The organism is Methylobacterium currus, assembly GCF_003058325.1.
Lineage (GTDB): Bacteria > Pseudomonadota > Alphaproteobacteria > Rhizobiales > Beijerinckiaceae > Methylobacterium > Methylobacterium currus.
Genome location: NZ_CP028843.1, coordinates 99,956 through 118,184, shown reverse-complemented (window position 1 = coordinate 118,184; position 18,229 = coordinate 99,956). Strand labels below are relative to the sequence as shown.

The following is an 18,229-nucleotide window of genomic DNA, read 5'->3' as shown; positions in this document are numbered from 1 at the left end:
CCGCCGGGCGCGTGAGCCGGCAAACTTCATTATGTGGAGCCGTTAACTATCTGTTAGCAATTCGATTGACTTTAGCAAGTCGTTAACCCACTTATCGCGCATATCGGGACGATGAACAGGCCGCCGCCATGCAGACTCTAGAAAAGTTTACTTCCGGGGTTACGTTGCTGAGCGAGACGGGGGTGAAGAACATGCAATCGGCCTATCCCAGCGACGCGAGTTATCTCAGGCCCGCGACGCGGTCGATCGACTTGGCATCAACACGGAAAAAATTTCGCAAAGGCGGAGAAGCGACTGGGAGTCTCAATCCTGAGTTGATCATCAAGGCGTTCAACACCTGGGCGTTCAAGCGCGAGCAGCCCGGCAATCCCGAGCGGCTGGTGCCGGTGGTCGAGGCGGCGATGCGCGCCGGGCGTCCGCTCGAATTCGTGCTGTACTGGGGCAAGGGCCCGCGGGCTGAGATCGCCGCACCCGACCTCGCCTGCCTCGACTATCTCGGCCAGCTCGCCGAGCGGGTGCGCCAGGCCTATGCGCCGGGGGCGATCTTCCGGCTGATCTTCACCGACACCCACGCCTCGCTGAACGGGCACCCAGCCGCGGCGGCGGATGCCTATTTCGGCGCCATCGATGCCGCCGCGCAGGCCCGCGGCTTCGCCAGCACCCGGCTCAGCGACGTCGTCGCCTTCGCCCGCGAGATCGGGGCGGGCGCCCCCGAGGAGGAGCCCTCCGGCGAGATCCTGGCGAGCCTGATCGCCTGCGCGGCCAAGTGGTACCGCGGCGAGGGCTCCACGGAGCAGGGTGCCCTCGACTACCATCGCATGAACATGGTCGAGAAGCGGGCCGTGGCGGCGGCCTTTCCGGAGGCGGTGTTCGTCACCTTCAACGGCAGCGAGTTCCGCGACCTGTTTCCGGCCACCCTGCCGATCTTCTACATGTACTCCCTGCGCCGCGGCGTCGGGGTGAAGCCCTGGTTCATGAGCGCCCCATCCGACGCCGTCTCCGACGCCCCGCCCGCCGAGCGGCCTGCCGTCTGACCCGCCCGCGAGGGCGGCGCCCTGCCTCCGGGCGACCGGGCGCCGCTTCAGGTCGTTGATCGTGCCGCATGGGCCGCGGCGGGCGGGTGCCCGGGCGGTCGCCCCATGCCTCAGCGTCGGAGATCCCCATGCAGAGCGCCGCTCGCGCGACCGCCGCCCTTCGGCCGGCGGCAGAGGCCGTCCGCCCCGCCGACAACATCCCCGTCGGCATCGCGCTGATGATCGGCGCGACGATGCTGCTGACCCTGTCGAACGCCTTCTCGAAGCACCTCGTTGCCCATTACCCGGTCGGCGAGGTGATGTTCCTGCGCTCCTCGATCGCCTTCGGTCTGGTCTGCGCCTTCATGCTGCCGGCGACGGGTCTCGGGGTCTTCCGCACGAAGCGGCCCGGGGCCCACGTCGCCCGCGGCCTGTCGCAGGCGATCTCGCAGACGCTGACCGTTCTGGCTCTGGGGCTGATGCCGCTCGCCGGGGTCACGGCGATCGGCTTCTCGGCGCCCCTCTTCGCCGCCGTGGTGGCGATCCTCTGGCACAAGGAGGTATCGGACCCGGTGCGCTGGGGCGTGCTGGTGGTCGGCTTCCTGGGCGTGCTGGTGGTGACCAACCCGGGCGCCGACTCGCTCCAGGTCGGGGCGCTGTTCGCGCTCGGCAACGCCGTGATGTACGGCACCGTCACGGTGGCGGTGCGGGGCATGGCCAAGACCGAGAAGGCCGGCACGCTGCTGATCTGGCAGATGGCCGTGATGGCGGCGGCGCATTCGCTGCTGCTGGTCTTCGGCTTCCGCTGGCCGAGCTGGCCCGATGCCGCTCTGTTCGGGCTCCTTGGCACCTCGAATGTCGGCGCGCAGTATCTCTGGACCCGGGCGCTCGCCTCGGCCCCGGCCACCGCGGTGTCGCCGTTCTACTACCTGATGCTGGTCTGGGGCATGGCCCTCGGCTATCTCGCCTTCGGCGAGGTCCCGACCCCGCACCTCGTCGTCGGCGGCGTGATCGTCGTGGCGGCCGGCGCGCTGCTCCTCTGGCACGAGACCTGGACGCGCCGGCGCGGCGCCGCGCCCGCGCCCTCATCCGCGCCCGCGCCCTCATCCACGCCCGCACCCTCGTCCTGGCCCTCCCGGCTCCCCCGCCCGGCGGCCGTCCGGTTGCACAGGCCCGACAAGCTCGGCCTGTCCCGGGATTACGCGGCGTGAGGGCGTCAGATCCGGGGGCCGAACACCCGGCGGCAATACGCATCCAGGCGGTCGGGCCGGTCGGCCGCGTCGCGGAACGCGATGTGGCCGTCGGGGCGCACGAGGAGGACGGCCGGCTGCCCTTCGAGGCCGTAGGCCCCGTGCGCCTTGCCGTCGAGATCCGACAGCACCGGGACCGTCCCGGCTTCGATCGAGGGGCCGGCGAGGACGAGGCGCGGCCGCACGCAGCGCCAGGGGGCGACGGCCTCGATCGCCGCGCGGAGCGACGGGCTTGAGGTCGCGGACCGGCCGTCGAAGCACAGCAGGGTCCAGCCCGTCGTCACCCCGTCCGGATTGGTCAGGAGCCGGAACAGCGAGGTCGTCTCCCCCGCCTGCGTGACCTCCGCCTCGGGCGCCCGGTCCCCGGGCGCGGGGCCGCGCTGAAGCGGATGGGCCAATCCCCCGAGGTGGTCCTCGTTGAGGGGGCTGTCCGGGTAGCGCACCGCGAGCTGCTGCAGGTCGTCCGTCCCCTGGAGCAGGGCGCCGAGCCCCGGCACGGCCTTGGCGGCGAGCCCGAGCGCCGCATCGGTGACGGGCCCGCGATAGACCGTCCGGCGAAAGCCCTTCGCCTGCTGGCCGCTGAGCCGGGCATGCTCGCCGCCGCGCTCGGCATCGTAGGAATCCAGCACGACCGGCGCAGCCTCGCCCCGCAGCGTCATCGCGAGCCGCCAGGCGATCTCGACCGCATCGTGGAGGCCGGCATTCATGCCCTGCCCGCCGATCGGCAGGGACAGGTGCCCGGCATCGCCGGCGAGAAAAATCCGTCCCCGCGCATAGGCCGGCGAGACCCCGTACTGGAAGCGGCTGTGGGTCAGCCATTGCGGGTCGGTCAGGGTCAGCGTCTCGTCTCCGGTGACCTCGCGGGCCAGGGCCTGGATCTCGGCGAGCGTCGGATCCCGGTCGGGCACGCCCGCGTCGTCGCCCAGGAAGAACAGCCGGTGATAGCCGCCCCAGACCGGCATCACGCCGCAGAAGCCGCGCTCGTAGTAGAAGAACCAGAGCTGGTCGGGCTCCAGCGACCGCCGCCAGGACAGCCGGGCATCGACCTGGCGGTTCATCCGGCCCTCGAACCGCACGGGCTCGAAATCCAGGCCGAGAAGCGGGCGCACCGTGCTCCGGGCGCCGTCGGCAGCGACGAGGTAGCGGCCGCGCAGGGTTTCCTCCGGGCCGTCCTCCCCGCGCCGCAGCGTGACGGTCACGCCGTCCTCGTCCTGGGCGACCGCCACGACCTTGCGGCCGCGGGCCATCCGGCCGCCCCGATCCGCGAAGGCCCCGATCAGGGTCGTCTCGATCACGTCCTGCCCGCTATAGAGGACCTGCGGGTAGGGGCTGGCCACCTCGTCGATCGGGATCGGCGTCGTCGGCGTGCCGTTCATGAAGAAGTTCACGAGCCGGATCGGGTAGGCCCGCGCCGCCAGGGCATCGCGCAGGCCGATGCCGGCGAGAAGCTCCTGCGGCCGCGCCCAGAGATTGTTGGCGCGCGAAGTGGCCTGCACCTCGGTGCGCTCCTCCAGGATCAGGCAATCGATGCCGTGATGGCGCAGGGCGCAGCCCGTGGTCAGCCCGACCGGGCCGGCCCCGACGACGATGACCTCCGCGTCGTGCGTGGCGGGGGGCGAAGACGGGTTGTTGGACATGGCGACCTCCTCGCTGGAGCCGGATCGGTCCGTGGGGCTGGAATAAGGGGGCCGTGCGCGTCAGGACGCCTGCGCGTCGCCGCTCGCCGCGTCGTCGAGGCGGCGCTGGAGATCGCGCAGGAGCGCGTCGGCGGCCTCGACGGTCTCCGCGGAGAGACCGATGCAGAGGCCGTCGGCCCAGCGGTCCTTGCGGGCGATCGCCTGCCGATAGGCGTCCTCGCCCTTGTCGGTGAAGGTGATGAGCCCGGCGCGGCGATGATGCGGGTTCGGGTCGATCTGCACGAAGCCGGCCTGGCGCAGGTCGTCGACGACGCGCTGCACGGCCTGGCGGGTCAGGCCCATGTTGCGGGCGATGTGGGCGACCGGCAGCGGCACCGGCGAGAGCGCGATCGCGCCGAGGACCTGCCAGCGCGCGCTGGTCAGACCGAGATCGTGGACGAGCCGGTCGCCGGCCGCCAGCAGATCACCGTTGAGGCGGAACACCGTCAGGATCAGCTCGGTCAGCGCGCGGCGGCTGCGGTCCGGATCGGCGCTCTCGTGCGGGGCTGGGGAATCGATCGGCGCTGGCACGGCTCGCTCGCTGCATGCTGTCACGATGACAATGCGCTGTCATCGTGACGCGTCAACCGACGGCGCGGGCCCTGGTTCCGTTCGAATATCTTCGGTGAGACCCGCTCGCGCATGACGGGCATAGCCCGCCCTCGGGCCGCCTTCCGGGTGATCGAACCGGCCGGCCCGGTCGAGCGCCGCCTCACGCCGCCAGGGTCGTCACGCCGCCAGGGCCATCACGCCGCCAGGGTCTTGGCCTTGCGGTTCTCGGCGCACCAGCGCGTGATCAGCGTCCGCGCCTCCTCGGCCGGCACCGGGCGGCTGAACAGGTAGCCCTGAACCTCGTCGCAGCCCAGGAGAGCCAGGACGCGCTGCTGGTCGACCGTCTCGATGCCCTCGGCGGTGGTGCGCATGCCGAGCACCCGGGCGATGTCGATGACCGCGCGGACGATCGCGGCGTTCTGCGCGCCCGTGCCGAGCCCGGTGACGAAGCTGCGGTCGACCTTGATGCGATCGAACGGGAAGCTCCGCAGGTAGTTGAGCGAGGAGTAACCGGTGCCGAAATCGTCCATCGCGACGTGGAGGCCGAGGGCCTTGAGGTCGCGCAGGATCGCGAGCGTCGCCTCGCCGCTGTCGAGCAGCATCTGCTCGGTGATCTCGAGCTCGAGGCGCTGGGCCGGCAGGCCGGTCCGCTCCAGCACCCCGCGCACCATCCCGACGAGGTCGGGGCCGGTGAACTGCACCGGCGACAGGTTCACGGCGATCTTCAGCCGCTCGGGCCAGGTCACGGCCTGGCGGCAGGCCTCGGTCAGCGACCATTCGCCGATGGCGTGGATCAGGCCGCATTCCTCCGCGATCGAGATGAACAGCGAGGGCGGCACGTTGCCCCGCACCGGGTGGCGCCAGCGCGCCAGCGCCTCGAACCCGGCGATCTCGCCGGTCTTGAGGATGACCGAGGGCTGGTAGTGCAGCTCCAGCTCGCCGCGCTCGATCGCCCGGCGCAGGTCGCTCTCGAGCTGGCGCCGCTCCTCCAGCCCCTCGCTCATCTGCCGGTCGTAGAACCGGACCGTGCCGCGCTTGGCCGCCTTCACCGCGTAGAGCGCGAGGTCGGCGGCGATCAGGATGTCGTCGGCGCTCTCGCCGTCCTCCGGCCCGACCGCGATGCCGATGCTGACGCTGGAGCGGATCTGGTGGCTGCCGATCTCGAAGGGCGGCAGGACCGCCTCGGCGATGCGCTGCGCCAGAGCCTCCAGGGCCGCCCGGTCGCCGGCACGGGGCACCAGCAGCGCGAACTCGTCCCCGCCGAGGCGCGCCAGGATCTGGCCAGGCGCGAGGGTCGCGGCGAGCCGGTCGCCCACCGCCTGCAGCAGGTGATCGCCGACATTGTGGCCGAGGGTGTCGTTGACGATCTTGAAGCGGTCGAGGTCGAGGAACATCACCGCGTAGGCAGCGTCCGGCGCCGCCCGCGAGGCTTCGGCCCGCGCCTCGAGGGAGGCGCGGAACACCCGGCGGTTCGGCAGATCGGTCAGCGGGTCGAGGGAGGCCAGGCGCACCACCCGGGCCTCGGCCTCGGAGCGCTTGGCCTCGATGCGCAGGAGCTTTTCCACCGCGATCCCGACGAGGAGCGTCAGCATAGCCGCCATCACCGCGTCCATCCGCAGGGTGGCGCGGGCGTCCTTGTAGATCTCGGCTTCCGGCACGCTGACGCTCACCCACAGGGGCTGCTCGCGCACCTTGCGGATCGTCACCAGCCGGCTCTCGGCCCCGTCCGGCATCTCCAGGGTGAAGGTGCCGGTCCGGCCGGAGCGGATCTTCTCGTAGGTCTCGGTCCGGCCGAGATCGGCGCCGACCCCGAAGCCGCCGCCGACGCCGCCGCTCGAGCGCACCACCCCGTCGCTGCCGATGAGCGAGATCGAGGCCGGCGTGCCGAGGTCGATCTTGTCGTAGAACTTGGTCAGGTGGCTCGGATTGAGCGAGGCCACCACCACGCCGCCGAAGCGCCCATCCGGCCCGAGGAAGCGGCGGCTGAACTGGACCGAGACCCGGCCGCTCGCCCGCCCGATCACCGGCCGGCTGATATAGAGCACGTCCTCGGGGCTCTCGACATGGATGCGGAAATGGTCGCGGTCGCTGAGATCGGTCGCAGGCGGCGGCTGCGGCCCGGCATTGGTCGCCCGCATCACCCCGTCCGGCCCGATGATCGCCACCTGCACGATGATCTCGCTCAGGAGATCGGTCGTGTTGACGATGGTGCCATAATCCTCACGGCCGCTGCGGTTCTCGATGCTGCGGCGCATGTAGAGCAGGGACTTGTCGATCTCGCCGATCGAGCGCAGCACGTTCTCCTCGAACACCATCGCGAAATTGTGCGTGGTGCGCTCCGAATCCTGCAGCGCGTTCCTGACGTCGCTCTCATGCTTGACCGCGACGCCGACCCACAGGAGCGCTACGACGATCAGGCCGAGGATCACCGGCCCGCGGCGCTCCGCCAGGAATCTGGGAAATTGCTTGAGGTGCAGGGCCATCCCGGCTCGTCCAGCGGCTGCGGTCAGCGTCAGTATGCGCCGCGAAAGTTATCGGTATCTGAATCCCGCCGAACCATTCCGACATTTTTGCGTGCTGATACAGTGGCATAGCTTCGATGGTCACGGCATCGACTGGTGTTTTGCTTGCACAATCAGGGCGTTTCCGGCGTGTATAGCCTGGTCGAAGCCGTGACGTGAGGGGCTGCCGGGGGCTGGCCGCACGACAAATCATCCGGAGACTGAAGCGATCGGAAGTGGATACAGGGCGGCACAACCGATGGTAGTGCCGACTCCAGTCGCGTCATCGGCGTCGCAGGTCGATTCCTTGCGGCTTCGACGCGCCACATCTACGCCACATCGGGTCAACGTAGTCGATTGCGTGCACTTCGATCAGTGACCCTGCTCGGGCGACCGCCTGATCCGCGGCCTCGGTCCCCGGGGGGGCGGCCTGAGTCTTCGCGATCGCGGCAGCGAGATGAGGCAGCGTATTCGAGAAACTTGGGATTGGTCCCGCAATGGAGGGCGATTCCGGAATTGGTATCGGATCGTGCTGAGCCGCACCGGCTGGCGCCGCGTTGCAATCGGAACCGTCTCGGGGCGGCATTTGTTGTGCCCGTCTCAAATCACCCAGGCGGGAAAAGCTGTCGGCGTCAGGCATGGCGGCGCAGGCGGCGCCAGCCGAGGACCACGCCCGAGGCCGAGATCACCAGGCCGAGGGCGCTGAGGGCGACGATCGCCGTCAGCCGTGCCGCCGGGCTCTGCGCCAGGGGGCTGGCATCGAGGGTGTGCAGGGCGTCGAACAGCCAGCGATTCGCCCGCCCGCTACGGTCGGTCCGTCCGAGGATCACCCCGGTCGCCGGATCGAGGTGGAACCAGGTCCCGGCCGGGTCGTCGAAGGCGAGGCGCAGAACCGGCAGGAGCGGGGCGCCGTGGCGGTCGTACCAATAGGCGTCCGGTGCGTCGAGGCGGGTGACCGAGCGCAGCGCGGCCCCCGGCAGCATCGCGCCGGCCGCCGCCACGACGGCCTCGGAGGTCAGGGCGGTGCCGCAGCACGGGGCGGCACCGTCAGGCCCGGTGGCGACGACGAGGGGCCGTCCGCCGATCCAGGCGAAATCGAGCGCGACGGGGCCGGCGGGCGCCCGCGCGAGGTCGGCGAGGCCGGCGGGAAAGACCGGCGCCGCCTGCCCCGCATAGGCCGCCCGCATGGCGGCGTCGGGCCCGCGCGGCCCGAACCAGCCGCGCGGGTTCATCGACAGCCAGCCGCTGAGCAGGAAGGTGACGACGACGAGGCCGCCCGCCACCCCCGCGAGGTGATGCCAGGCGGCAATGCCGCGATAGGGCGTCAGCCGGCCGCGCATCAGCCGCACGACGCCGAGGGCGTAGCCGCTCAGGCCCCCCGCGAGCGCGAGGCCCGAGATCCACAGGACCACGTCCTGCCACAAGCCCGCCCGCGCCCTGAGCGGGGTGAGATAGATCCAGTGGGTCACGGCGCCGGCCCAGTTCCACATCCGCTCGGCCCGAGTGGTGTCGAGGGCAAGCTCGGCCGTGGCGACCGACAGGTACAGTTCCGTCCCGGCCGCGTCGCCCAGACCGACCCGCCGGAACGGCCGCAGCAGGTCGTAGCGGGCCGTCACCGTCCACTGGTCGCGGGTGACGGTGCCGAGATCGGTCACGCCACGGGCCAGGGGATGGGTCGCCGCGAGGGCCGCCGCGCGCTCCGCGGTCAGGGGCGGGAAGGACAGTCCGGTCGCGGCCGAGAGCGCCTGGCGCCGCCCATCGGCCTGCGTGATCCAGTAGGCGGGCTCTGCTCCCCGCATCGCCAGGGTGAGACGGGCGGGAAAGCGCGGGCTGCCTGACCGCTCCAGCGCCTCCTGCGGCGTCAGCCGCACGGACTCGAGGCGGAGCGGGCCCGAGGCCGCGACCCGCTCCGCCGCGGTGAGGGAGGGGAAGCCGACGGCCAGCATCACCAGCCCGGATGCGAACCAGGCGACGACGAAGAGCCCGGTGGCGATGCCGAGCCAGCGATGGCCGAGATGCAGCCACCGTTTCAGGCGCTTCACCAGCCCTTTCGTCAGAGAGCCCCGCATCAGAACGTGACGTGGTAGGCGAGCTCGACCGAGCGCGGCCGGCCGAGCAACCAGGAATTGCCGTTGCCCGAGACCGCGTAGAGCTGGTCGGTGAGATTGTACCCGCGCAGCGACAGGCGCGAGGTTGGCGTCACCTGCCAGTCCAGGGTGGCGTTCAGCAGCGTGTAGGCCGGCCGCTTCACCGTGTTGGCAAAGTCGCTGAAGACCGGCCCGACATCGTTGACGCCGAGCCGCGCCACCCAGCCCGGCGCGAAGGCGTAGGAAAGCCAGACATTGGTGACCCGCTGGGGCACGTCGACCGGGACCTTGCCGGTGAACGACAGCAGCGCCCCGCCGATCGTCTGTGCGAAATTGTCGTAGCGGGCCCGCAGCAGGGCGGTGTTGGCCTCGATGCGCCACGCCTCCGACAGCTGGTAGGCGACGGCGACCTCGACGCCACGGGACGACTGGCTGCCGACCTGCGCCACTTCCGTCGGCCGGTCGGGGATCGGGGTCAGCAGGTCGTCCTTGCGGATGTGGTAGGCGGCGAAGGTCCACTCGCCGCGCCCGCCGTCGAACAGGCCCTTGGCGCCGGCCTCGACCTGCTCGCCGGTGGCGAGCTGGAACTGCGACTGCGCCACGCTGGTGGTGATCAGGCTGCCGAGGGGATCGGCGGCGGTGGCGTATTGCGCGTAGAGGGCGAGGTCGGGCGTCGGAGTGTAGACGGCTCCGACGCGGTAGCTCGTCGAATCGAAGGTCTTCTCGAAGCGGCTTCCTGCCAGGGGCCGGCTCACCGCCACATTCGGCGCGTCGTAGCGCAGGCCCGTCACCAGGGCGAATTGGGGCGTCAGTTCGAGCCGGTTCTCGGCGAAGACCGAGGCCTGGCGGGTACGTGAGACGATGTCGGTGCGGGTGCCGGCGAGGTTGATGAAGCGCCCCTGCGCAAAGTTGAACGGATCGACGAATGTTTCGCCGCCGAACGGCGCGTTGCTGTCGCGTCGGAAGTCGATGTGGTTGACGTCGAAGCCGATCACCGTCGTGCTCTTGAAGCCGAGCAGGCTGCCGCGGAGCGTCGCGTCGAGGCGGTTGCCGATCTGCTCCTCGTGATGGAAGATTTCGATGTAGTCGCTGCGCCGGATCAGGCCGGTGGCCGGCTGGTAGGTGTATTGCTCGACGTCGCGCCAGTGCCGCTCGGTCGAGAGGCGGTAGGCGGTGTTGCGGATCGTGATGTCGGGGCTCGGGTTCCACTCGGTGCGCAGCTGCGTCCAGTTGTCGAACCAGGCGATCTGCGAATCCTGGATGTTGTAGTTGGTGAAGCGCAGCCGGTCCCGCACCCTTGTGCCGACGAGCGGCGAGCCCCAGTAGCGGGCGGGCTCGTTGTAGCCGAGATCGTGCGAGAGGGTGACGCTCAGGTCCGGCGCCGCCCGCCAGGTCACCGCCGCCGAGAGGGCGATGTTGCGAAAATCGCCGTCGGGCTTCACCCAGCCGTCGGCCCGGTTGCCGCTGAGGTTGAGCCGGTAGGCCAGGTCCTCGCCGACCGGCCCGCCGCTGTCGAGGGCGAGCCGCGCGAGGCCGTCGGAACCGATCGCCGCCCGCGCCTCGCCGATGGGCACGAAGCTCGGCTTCTTCGGCACCACGTTGATGATGCCGCCGATCGCCCCTTCTCCATAGAGGACCGAGGCCGGGCCGCGCAGCACCTCGATCCTCTCCGCCGACCAGGTGTCGAACGGGAAGGTGACGGTGCCGGCCCCGACATAGAGCCTCGTGCCGTCATAGAGCTGCTGCACCGATCCCGCTCCCGCGAAGCCTCGCGACGTGAAGGCGAGGTTGCCGTTGCCCGGCGCCCCGATGCTGGTGATGCCGACAGCGTTCTGGGTCACCGCCTCCTCGACGGTGTTCTGGCCCCGGGCCCGGATGGTCTCGCCGCTGATGATGTCGAGGCTCGCCGGAGTCTCGAGCGGGGTGAGGCCGAGGCGGCTGCCTGAGCGCGACGGCGTCGCGAGGTTGAGGCCGGCGGCGGCCTGCTCGCGACCTCGGGCGCCCGCGACGTCGATGCGGTCGAGGGCGATCTCCTCGGCGCAAGCCGGAGCGACGGCGAGGAGCGGGGCGGCGAGGGTGGCGGCGAGTGTCGTGGCGCGTCGGGCGCTTTGCGCGGGCATGTCGGTTTCCGGGGAGGGCGTCCGCCCCGTCCCTAGCCGGTCTCGCCAAAAATGTAACGTTATAAAGTTACATTGTTGCCATCCCGGACGATGCGCAGGTGGCGCCAGGCGCGTCCTGTCGGCCGATCGGGGGAAGGCGGGGCTGAGCATGGCGGGACGGCGCGGGGCTGTGGCACGTCACCGCGAACGACAGCGGGGCGACGGCCTCACGCCATCGCCTCGACACCCATCAGGACACCCCGCCCGACGTGCTCGCGTGTGACCACGGCTGACGGCAGGTCTCCTGGCTCACGGGTCAGCGCCTGCCATCGTCTTCCCAGGGACTTTTAGGGGTCCCCAGTGACGTGAGTGATGGAAGGCTCGCCGCTTACAGTTGCGGGGGCAGCCGCGGCATCGGGCAAGCCCTCACCGCGTTCCCTTTTGATCCCCGAAGGGAACCGTCGGGGTGAAGCTTAGCGGTTCGGTTACGAAGGAGCAATGGTTGGGCGTGGGCATGATCGCCACTTTCGGAGCCTCGCGCATGAACCCTCCCCCTTCTGCGGGGGAGGGTTCATGCGCGCCGCGGAGGGCGTGTCCACAAACCAGGTGCCCGCTCCAGATTCACGTCAGGCAACGATCACGGAACCTCACCAGCCCCCGGCCTCAGACCCCAGCTTTCTCGGCCACGCCGCCCGATCCGCATCGACGCCGCCCCGGACCCCTGACATACAGGGCCCCGAACCGGCCCCCTCGGGTCGTGCTTAAGCTCTGACAAAAACGTCCTGGCACCATCATCCTGGGAGGTCCCCCGATGTCGTTCCGCTCACGGGTCGCCGGCGCCGCCGGCCTCGCCCTGTCGCTCGCCCTGGGGACGTCCGCCCTCGCCCAGGACGCTAAGGCGCCGATCAAGATCGGCGTGCTCAGCGACATGAGCGGGCCCTTCGCCGACCAGGCGGGCACCGGCTCGGTGACGGCGGCCCAGCTCGCCGTCGAGGATTTCGCCAAGGAGGCGGGCGAGCTCAAGGTCGAGGTCGTCTCGGCCGACCACCAGAACAAGCCCGATATCGGCCTCGCCACCGCCCGGCGCTGGCTCGACCAGGAGGGCGTCTCGACCATCGTCGACCTGCCGAACTCGGCCGTCGCGCTCGCGGTCTCCAACCTGATGCGCGAGCGCCACCGGGTGGCCTTGGCCTCGAGCGCCCTCACCTCCGACCTCACCGGCAAGGCCTGCGCGCCGACCACGGTGCAGTGGGTCTCGGATACCTGGGCGCAAGGGTCGGCCACCGCGCGGGCCATCGCCGGCCGCGGCCTCAAGTCCTGGTACTTCGTCACCGTCGATTACGCGCTCGGCCACGCGCTCGAGCGCGACGCCACCGTGGCGCTCAAGGCCGCCGGCGGCACCGTGAAGGGATCGAGCAAGCACCCGCTCAATGCCGGCGACTTCGCCTCGCCGCTGCTCTCGGCGCAAGGGTCGGGCGCGCAGGTGCTGGCTCTGGCTGACACCGGCGCCGACATGATCAACGCCGTCAAGCAGGCGGCGGAGTTCGGCGTGATGCCCGAGATGCGGCTCGCCGCCCTGTTCGTGCAGCTCTCCGACACCCACGCGCTCGGCCTCAAGGCGGCGCAGGGGCTCCAGCTCGCCAGCGCCTTCTACTGGGACCGCACCGACGGCACCCGCGCCTTCGCCAAGCGCTTTGCCGAGCGGATGAACGGCCGGATGCCGACCGAGAACCACGCCGGCGTCTATTCCTCCACCCTGGCCTACCTGCGGGCGGTGCGCGACACCGGCACCATCGAGGGCGAGAAGGTCGTGGCGGCGATGCGCGAGAAGCCGATCAACGATCCGCTCTTCGGCACCGTCACGGTGCGCCAGGACGGCCGCGCGGTGCACGACCTGTTCCTCTACGAGGTGAAGGCGCCCGCCGACAGCAAGGGCCCCTACGACTATTACAAGCTCCTCGAGACCGTTCCGGGCGACCAAGCCTTCCGGCCGATGGCCGAGGGCGGCTGCCCGCTGGTGAAGTAGCCCGGCGACGTCGCCCACGGCGCTCGACATCGGCGGGGTGCGACCCAGATCAGGCGTTGGTTCCCTGTCAGACCCCGCCGAAAGGCTCCGCTCATGTCCGACGCCGTCCTGACCCTGAACGACGGGAAGCGCATCCCCCAGCTCGGCTTCGGGGTGTGGCGGCTCTCCGACGAGGAGGCCCCGGCGATCGTCGGGGCGGCGTTGGAGGCCGGGTACCGCTCGATCGACACCGCGGCGGTCTACGGCAACGAGGCCGGGGTCGGCCGCGCCATCGCGGCCTCCGGCCTGGAGCGGGAGGAGATCTTCGTCGCCACCAAGGTCTGGAACGACCGCCACGGCTACGACGAGACCCTGCGGGCCTGCGAGGAATCGCTCGCCCGGCTCGGCCTCGACCATGTCGACCTCTACCTCGTCCACTGGCCGGTGCCGCAGCGCGGCGCCTATGTCGACACCTGGCGCGCCCTGATGCGCCTGCGCGAGGACGGCCGCGCCCGCTCGATCGGCGTCTCGAACTTCACGGTCGAGCACCTGAAGCGGGTGATCGACGCCACCGGCTCGACGCCGTCGATCAACCAGGTCGAGCTGCATCCGCGCTTCCAGCAGCGCGCCTTGCGCGCCTTCCATGACGAGGCCGGCATCGTCACCGAGGCCTGGGCGCCGCTCGGCCGAGGCGGCGTGCTGGAGGATCCGGTGATCCGGGCCATCGCCGAGAAGCACGGCCGCACCCCGGCCCAGGTCGTCCTGCGCTGGCACAGGGACAGCGGCACCGTCGCGATCCCGAAATCGGCCACCCCGGCCCGCATCCGCGAGAACCGGGAGATCGACGGCTTCACCCTCGATGCCGACGACCTCGACCGCATCGCCTCCATGGACGATCCGGCCGGGCGGATGGGGCCGGATCCGGAGACGTTCGGGGCGTGACCACGGCTTGATCGCCGGAGCCGGGCCGGCCTACGGTCCGGTTCCTCCCCTCTGTTCGCGAGGCTTGTCCGTTGAGCGGCCGCACGCCCCCCGAGACCCGCGCCGCCTACCGGCGCTTCGTGCCGATCACCACCCGCTGGGCCGACAACGACGTGTACGGCCACGTCAACAACGTGGTCTATTACGCCTTCTTCGACACGGCGGTGAACAGCGTGCTGATCGCGGAAGGCGCCCTCGACATCGCGAACAGCCCGGTGATCGGCCTCGTGGTCGAGACCGGGTGCCGCTACTTCCGCTCGATGGCGTTTCCCGACCGGGTCACCGCCGGGATCCGGGTCGCGCATCGCGGCACGTCGAGCGTGCGCTACGAGGTTGGGCTGTTCCGCAACGACGATGACGAAGCCGCGGCGCAGGGGCACTTCGTCCACGTCTATGTCGACCGGGCGACGCAGCGCCCGGTGCCGCTGCCGGAGGACCTGCGCCGGGTGCTGGAGCCGCTGGCCGTATGAGCGGCGAAACCGACCTGATGAGTGGCGAAGTCGACTTGATGAGTGGCGAAGTCGACTTGATGAGTGGCGAAGTCGACTTGATGAGTGGCGAAGTCGACTTGATGAGTGGCGAAGTCGACTTGGGCCGGCTCCTTGCGGGGATGCGGCCGGAGTTGCGGCCCGGGACTTACGTCTTCGCCACAATGAGCGTGGGTGCGGTGCCGGCGGGCCTCGGCGTCGTCATGAGCTTTCGCGAGGCGGAAGGCACGACCCTGATCCTGTCCGAGGCGGAGGCCGCGCGGGCCGGCCTGCCCGTCGCCTTCCCGTGCCGCTGGATCACCCTCGCGGTGCAGTCCTCGCTCAGCGCCGTCGGCTTCCTCGCCGCCGTGACGGCGCGCCTCGCCGAAGCAGGGATCGCCGTCAACGCCGTCTCGGCCTTCCACCACGACCATCTGTTCGTGCCGGCGGCGCGGGGCGAGGAGGCGATGGGGGTGCTGAGCGCGCTCGCCGACCGCGCCGCAGCCTGATCTCCGGGCTCGGACCGTCCGGAGGGCGGCCTCCATCCCCCGCGAAGGCACCGTTCGCCCCTTACGGCTTGTTGCACCCTCCGCCGCCGCCCAAGCTGCCGGCATCGCCACGGAGGACTTCATCCATGCCGCCGCGCATCCCGCTCCGTCCCGGGGGACCGGGGCCGCTCGGGCTCATCGCCCTCGCCCTCGCGATCCTGGCCGCCGGCCTCCTCCTCGAAGGGCACCCGGTCGACGCGTCGGTCTCGCCGCGCGTCACCCCGCCGGACGCCCCCGCCCGCCCGCTGCCGAGCCCGGAGACGATGCTCCGGGACCTGATCGGCCGCGACTGACACGAGAATCCCTTGACCGATCTCCTCGCCGGCACCGCCGGCCCGCTCGGCTGGGCGGTGATCCTCGTCACCTTCCTCCTCGCCGGCTTCGTCAAGGGCGTGATCGGGCTCGGCCTGCCGACGGTGGCGGTCGGGCTGCTCGCCACGGTCATGAGCCCGGCGCAAGCCGCGGCCCTGCTGATCGTGCCCTCCTTCGTCACCAATATCTGGCAGCTCCTCGCCGGGCCGCGCTCTAGCGCCCTGCTGCGGCGGCTCTGGCCGATGATGGCGGCTGTCGCTATCGGCACCGTCGCGAGCGCCGGGCTGATCGCGGGGACCAAGGGCCCGGGCCCGGCGAGCGCGCTCGGCGTCGCACTGGTGGCCTACGCGGTGACCGGCCTCGCCGGCCTCGCCGTCAGGGTGCCGGCCCGTGCCGAGCGCTGGCTGTCGCCGGCGGTCGGCCTCGCGACCGGCCTCGTCACCGGGGCGACCGGGGTCTTCGTGATCCCGGCGGTGCCCTACCTCCAGGCGCTCGGCCTCGACCGCGACGGGCTGATCCAGGCCCTCGGCCTGTCCTTCACGGTCTCGACCGTGGCGCTCGCCGCCGGTCTCGCCCGGGAGGGCGCGCTGCCGCTCGCGGCCGGGGCCGCCTCCCTCGCGACCCTGGCGCCGGCGCTCCTCGGCATGGCGGCCGGGCAGTGGCTGCGCGGCCGGGTCTCGGCGCCGACCTTCCGGCGCGCCTTCCTGGTCGGCCTGCTGCTCCTCGGCGCCCACCTCGCCTTGCGGCCGTGGCTGTGAGCGGGGCTTATTCGTCCTCGTCCTCGACGGGGTGCAGGATCTGCATCTGGCGGCCCATCGGGTCCTCGATGGTGGTGCGGCGCATGACCAGAAGGCCGCCATCCCGGGCGCGCCGGATCCGGTCGGCGCGGGCATCGATCCAGAGATCGACGTCGCGGTAGCCCGCACGGTAACCCGCCATGTCCGGCGGGAGCGGTCGAGCGGCCCGCACCGGCCGCGGCTCCGACGGAGTCCGGAACGCGACGACCCGGCGGGACGGCGCCTCGGCGACCGGGCGCCGGATCGGACGCGACGCGACGCGCTCCCGCTGCTCGGCCTTGCGCCGCGCCAGCGCCGGCCGCTCCACCTTGCGCGGCCGCGACGCGATCCGGGCGGGTTTCGAGGCCGTTCGCGCCGGTGTCGCCGCAGCGGGTTCGACGGGCTTCGCCGCCTCCGTCACGGGCGGCGCTTCGGCTGGCTTCGTCGGCGGGTCGCTCCATGGGCGCGGGGCGGCGGGCCCCTGCGCCCGCGTCGGAGGCGCGCACAGGATGCCGAGCAACAGGGCGAGGCCGACGGAGCGGCGTAGTCCGTCACGCATGATCGCACCTCCGGATCGGCAGGCAGGGCCTGCCCGGCTCCTCGGTTACCGCGGCGGAAGCGGGCCGCGCGGCGGTTGTCGCAACCTGACCGTGTTGGGACGATGGCGGGACGCCGCCGTGGCGTCAACGCACAAGGTTTAAGAATCCACCACACTGTCTCATCCCGGCGCGTTCCGCTCCGGCACAATCCGCGGCATGAGATGTCGTGCCTGTGATGGAACTTTATTAACCATCCGGCGTTCCCGCGCCGACTCGCCGCTCTTGCCCGGTGGGCCCGCACCTTGCCACCGCGGCGGTACGACTTCTCCGGGACCGGTAGCGATGATCCAGTTCGACACGAAGGCGTCCGCGGGGGGACAGGGCACAACCTTCGCTGCCTCATACGAGGCCAGGCTGCGCCGGGCCGCAATGGTGCTCACCTTGGCGCTCGGCGTCCCGCTGGTGCTGGCATGGTTCGGCCTGCTCGGCTGGGGCGTGCTCTGGCTCGCCAGGAGCGCCCTGGACCTCTCGGTGAGCGCCCTGGCGCTCTGAAGAAGGGACGGCGCGGGGGACAACCCCGGGCGGCGCGGCCCGCGGGTTGCAGGGGCGCCGGGGCGATGCCAGGAACAGGCACCCGCTTCATTGTCCGGAGTGCCCGCCATGCTGTCCATCGACCTCAATTCGGACCTCGGCGAAGGTTTCGGCGATTATCGCTGCGGCGACGACGCGGCGATGCTGCAGGTCGTGACCTCGGCCAACGTCGCCTGCGGCCTGCATGCGGGCGATCCCGAGATCATGGCCCGCACCTTCGCCATCGCGCGGGAGCGCGGCGTCGCGGTCGGCGCCCATCCGGGCTACCCGGACCTGTGGGGCTTCGGTCGCCGGGTCCTGCCCTTCACCCCCGGCGAGGTCGAGCGGCTCGTCGCCTACCAGATCGGCGCCGCCGCGGGGCTCGCGGCCTATGCGGGCCACCGCCTCACCTACGTCAAGGCGCACGGGGCGCTCGCCAATCTCGCGGCGGTGGAGCGGACGGTGGCGGACGCCATCGCGCGCGCGGTCAAGGCCGTCGATCCGTCCCTGTCGCTGCTCGCCATCGCGCTCACCGCGCAAGTGGCGGCGGGCGAGGCGCAGGGCCTCGACGTGCACCAGGAGATCTTCGCCGATCGCGGTTACACCGAGGCCGGGTTCCTGATCCCCCGCGGCCAGCCCGGCGCGATGATCACCGACGAGGCCGAGGCCGCGGAGCGCGTGCTCGCCATGGTGCAGGAGGGAGCGATCATCGCGGCGAGCGGCCGGCGCCTGCCGACGCCGATCCGCTCGGTCTGCGTGCACGGCGACTCCGCCCATGCGGTCGCCACCGCCCGGGCCGTGCGCGCCCGGCTCGAAGGCGCCGGCGTGCGCCTCGCCCCGTTCCGGGCCTGAC

General features: G+C 71.2%; 16 protein-coding genes and 1 riboswitch. Of the genes, 10 read left to right on the top strand and 6 right to left on the bottom strand.

Translation table 11 applies throughout. The features are described 5' to 3' along the window. Nucleotides 1-314 precede the first annotated feature (314 nt). Nucleotides 315-1,034 (top strand): hypothetical protein, encoded by a 720-nt coding sequence (locus tag DA075_RS00550; protein ID WP_099951534.1) that lies wholly within the window; start codon nucleotides 315-317, stop codon nucleotides 1,032-1,034. Between the two features lie 128 nt (nucleotides 1,035-1,162). Next, entirely contained in the window at nucleotides 1,163-2,224 is a 1,062-nt protein-coding gene (locus DA075_RS00545) for a DMT family transporter (protein WP_099951533.1), read from the top strand. A gap of 5 nt (nucleotides 2,225-2,229) precedes the next feature. On the opposite strand, the gene DA075_RS00540 is transcribed toward DA075_RS00545, so the two are convergent. The 5 genes from DA075_RS00540 to DA075_RS00520 all read right to left on the bottom strand — a co-directional run bounded on the left by DA075_RS00540 (nucleotide 2,230) and on the right by DA075_RS00520 (nucleotide 11,199). Further along, a complete protein-coding gene (locus DA075_RS00540) occupies nucleotides 2,230-3,900 on the bottom strand; it encodes an FAD-dependent monooxygenase (RefSeq protein WP_099951532.1) in 1,671 nt (556 codons plus the stop codon). 60 nt (nucleotides 3,901-3,960) lie between these two features. Then, nucleotides 3,961-4,470 (bottom strand): MarR family winged helix-turn-helix transcriptional regulator, encoded by a 510-nt coding sequence (locus DA075_RS00535; protein ID WP_414468070.1) that lies wholly within the window; start codon nucleotides 4,468-4,470, stop codon nucleotides 3,961-3,963. A 215-nt stretch (nucleotides 4,471-4,685) separates the two neighbouring features. After that, nucleotides 4,686-6,974, bottom strand: a complete 2,289-nt coding sequence (locus DA075_RS00530) for a putative bifunctional diguanylate cyclase/phosphodiesterase (RefSeq protein ID WP_099951531.1) — start codon at nucleotides 6,972-6,974, stop codon at nucleotides 4,686-4,688. A gap of 650 nt (nucleotides 6,975-7,624) precedes the next feature. After that, nucleotides 7,625-9,061, bottom strand: coding sequence for a peptidase (locus DA075_RS00525; protein WP_099951530.1), 1,437 nt, complete (start codon nucleotides 9,059-9,061; stop codon nucleotides 7,625-7,627). After that, nucleotides 9,061-11,199 carry a TonB-dependent receptor gene (locus DA075_RS00520; protein ID WP_099951529.1) on the bottom strand — a complete coding sequence of 713 codons (2,139 nt, stop codon included), beginning with the start codon at nucleotides 11,197-11,199 and terminating at the stop codon, nucleotides 9,061-9,063. Before DA075_RS00520 ends, DA075_RS00525 begins: the two co-directional genes overlap by 1 nt. A gap of 256 nt (nucleotides 11,200-11,455) precedes the next feature. Next, a riboswitch (cobalamin riboswitch) is annotated at nucleotides 11,456-11,656 on the bottom strand. A 333-nt stretch (nucleotides 11,657-11,989) separates the two neighbouring features. On the opposite strand from DA075_RS00520, the gene DA075_RS00515 reads away from it, so the two are divergent. The 6 genes from DA075_RS00515 (at nucleotide 11,990) to DA075_RS00490 (ending at nucleotide 16,249) form a co-directional block, all read left to right on the top strand. Beyond that, the gene (locus tag DA075_RS00515) at nucleotides 11,990-13,204 is read left to right on the top strand and encodes an ABC transporter substrate-binding protein (RefSeq protein WP_099951528.1); all 1,215 of its coding nucleotides are present in this window, start codon (nucleotides 11,990-11,992) and stop codon (nucleotides 13,202-13,204) included. Nucleotides 13,205-13,297: 93 nt separating this feature from the next. Continuing rightward, nucleotides 13,298-14,125, top strand: coding sequence for an aldo/keto reductase (locus DA075_RS00510; protein WP_099951527.1), 828 nt, complete (start codon nucleotides 13,298-13,300; stop codon nucleotides 14,123-14,125). 71 nt (nucleotides 14,126-14,196) lie between these two features. Continuing rightward, nucleotides 14,197-14,634 (top strand): acyl-CoA thioesterase, encoded by a 438-nt coding sequence (locus DA075_RS00505; RefSeq protein WP_099951526.1) that lies wholly within the window; start codon nucleotides 14,197-14,199, stop codon nucleotides 14,632-14,634. A gap of 101 nt (nucleotides 14,635-14,735) precedes the next feature. Then, on the top strand, nucleotides 14,736-15,140 hold the full coding sequence (locus DA075_RS00500; RefSeq protein WP_099956316.1) for an ACT domain-containing protein: 405 nt from the start codon (nucleotides 14,736-14,738) through the stop codon (nucleotides 15,138-15,140). A 125-nt stretch (nucleotides 15,141-15,265) separates the two neighbouring features. Beyond that, nucleotides 15,266-15,472: a hypothetical protein gene (locus DA075_RS00495; protein WP_099951525.1), complete on the top strand. Its 207-nt coding sequence runs from the start codon at nucleotides 15,266-15,268 to the stop codon at nucleotides 15,470-15,472. Nucleotides 15,473-15,484: 12 nt separating this feature from the next. Next, nucleotides 15,485-16,249, top strand: coding sequence for a sulfite exporter TauE/SafE family protein (locus DA075_RS00490; RefSeq protein WP_244936458.1), 765 nt, complete (start codon nucleotides 15,485-15,487; stop codon nucleotides 16,247-16,249). 7 nt (nucleotides 16,250-16,256) lie between these two features. On the opposite strand, the gene DA075_RS00485 is transcribed toward DA075_RS00490, so the two are convergent. Next, complete coding sequence (locus DA075_RS00485; protein ID WP_123834101.1) at nucleotides 16,257-16,826, bottom strand: hypothetical protein; 570 nt, start codon at nucleotides 16,824-16,826, stop codon at nucleotides 16,257-16,259. 322 nt (nucleotides 16,827-17,148) lie between these two features. Here DA075_RS00485 and DA075_RS00480 point away from each other — a divergent pair, with 322 nt between their 5' ends. Then, the gene (locus DA075_RS00480) at nucleotides 17,149-17,358 is read left to right on the top strand and encodes a hypothetical protein (protein WP_099951523.1); all 210 of its coding nucleotides are present in this window, start codon (nucleotides 17,149-17,151) and stop codon (nucleotides 17,356-17,358) included. 108 nt (nucleotides 17,359-17,466) lie between these two features. Then, complete coding sequence (locus DA075_RS00475) at nucleotides 17,467-18,228, top strand: 5-oxoprolinase subunit PxpA (protein ID WP_099951522.1); 762 nt, start codon at nucleotides 17,467-17,469, stop codon at nucleotides 18,226-18,228. The last annotated feature ends 1 nt before the right edge of the window (nucleotide 18,229 follow it).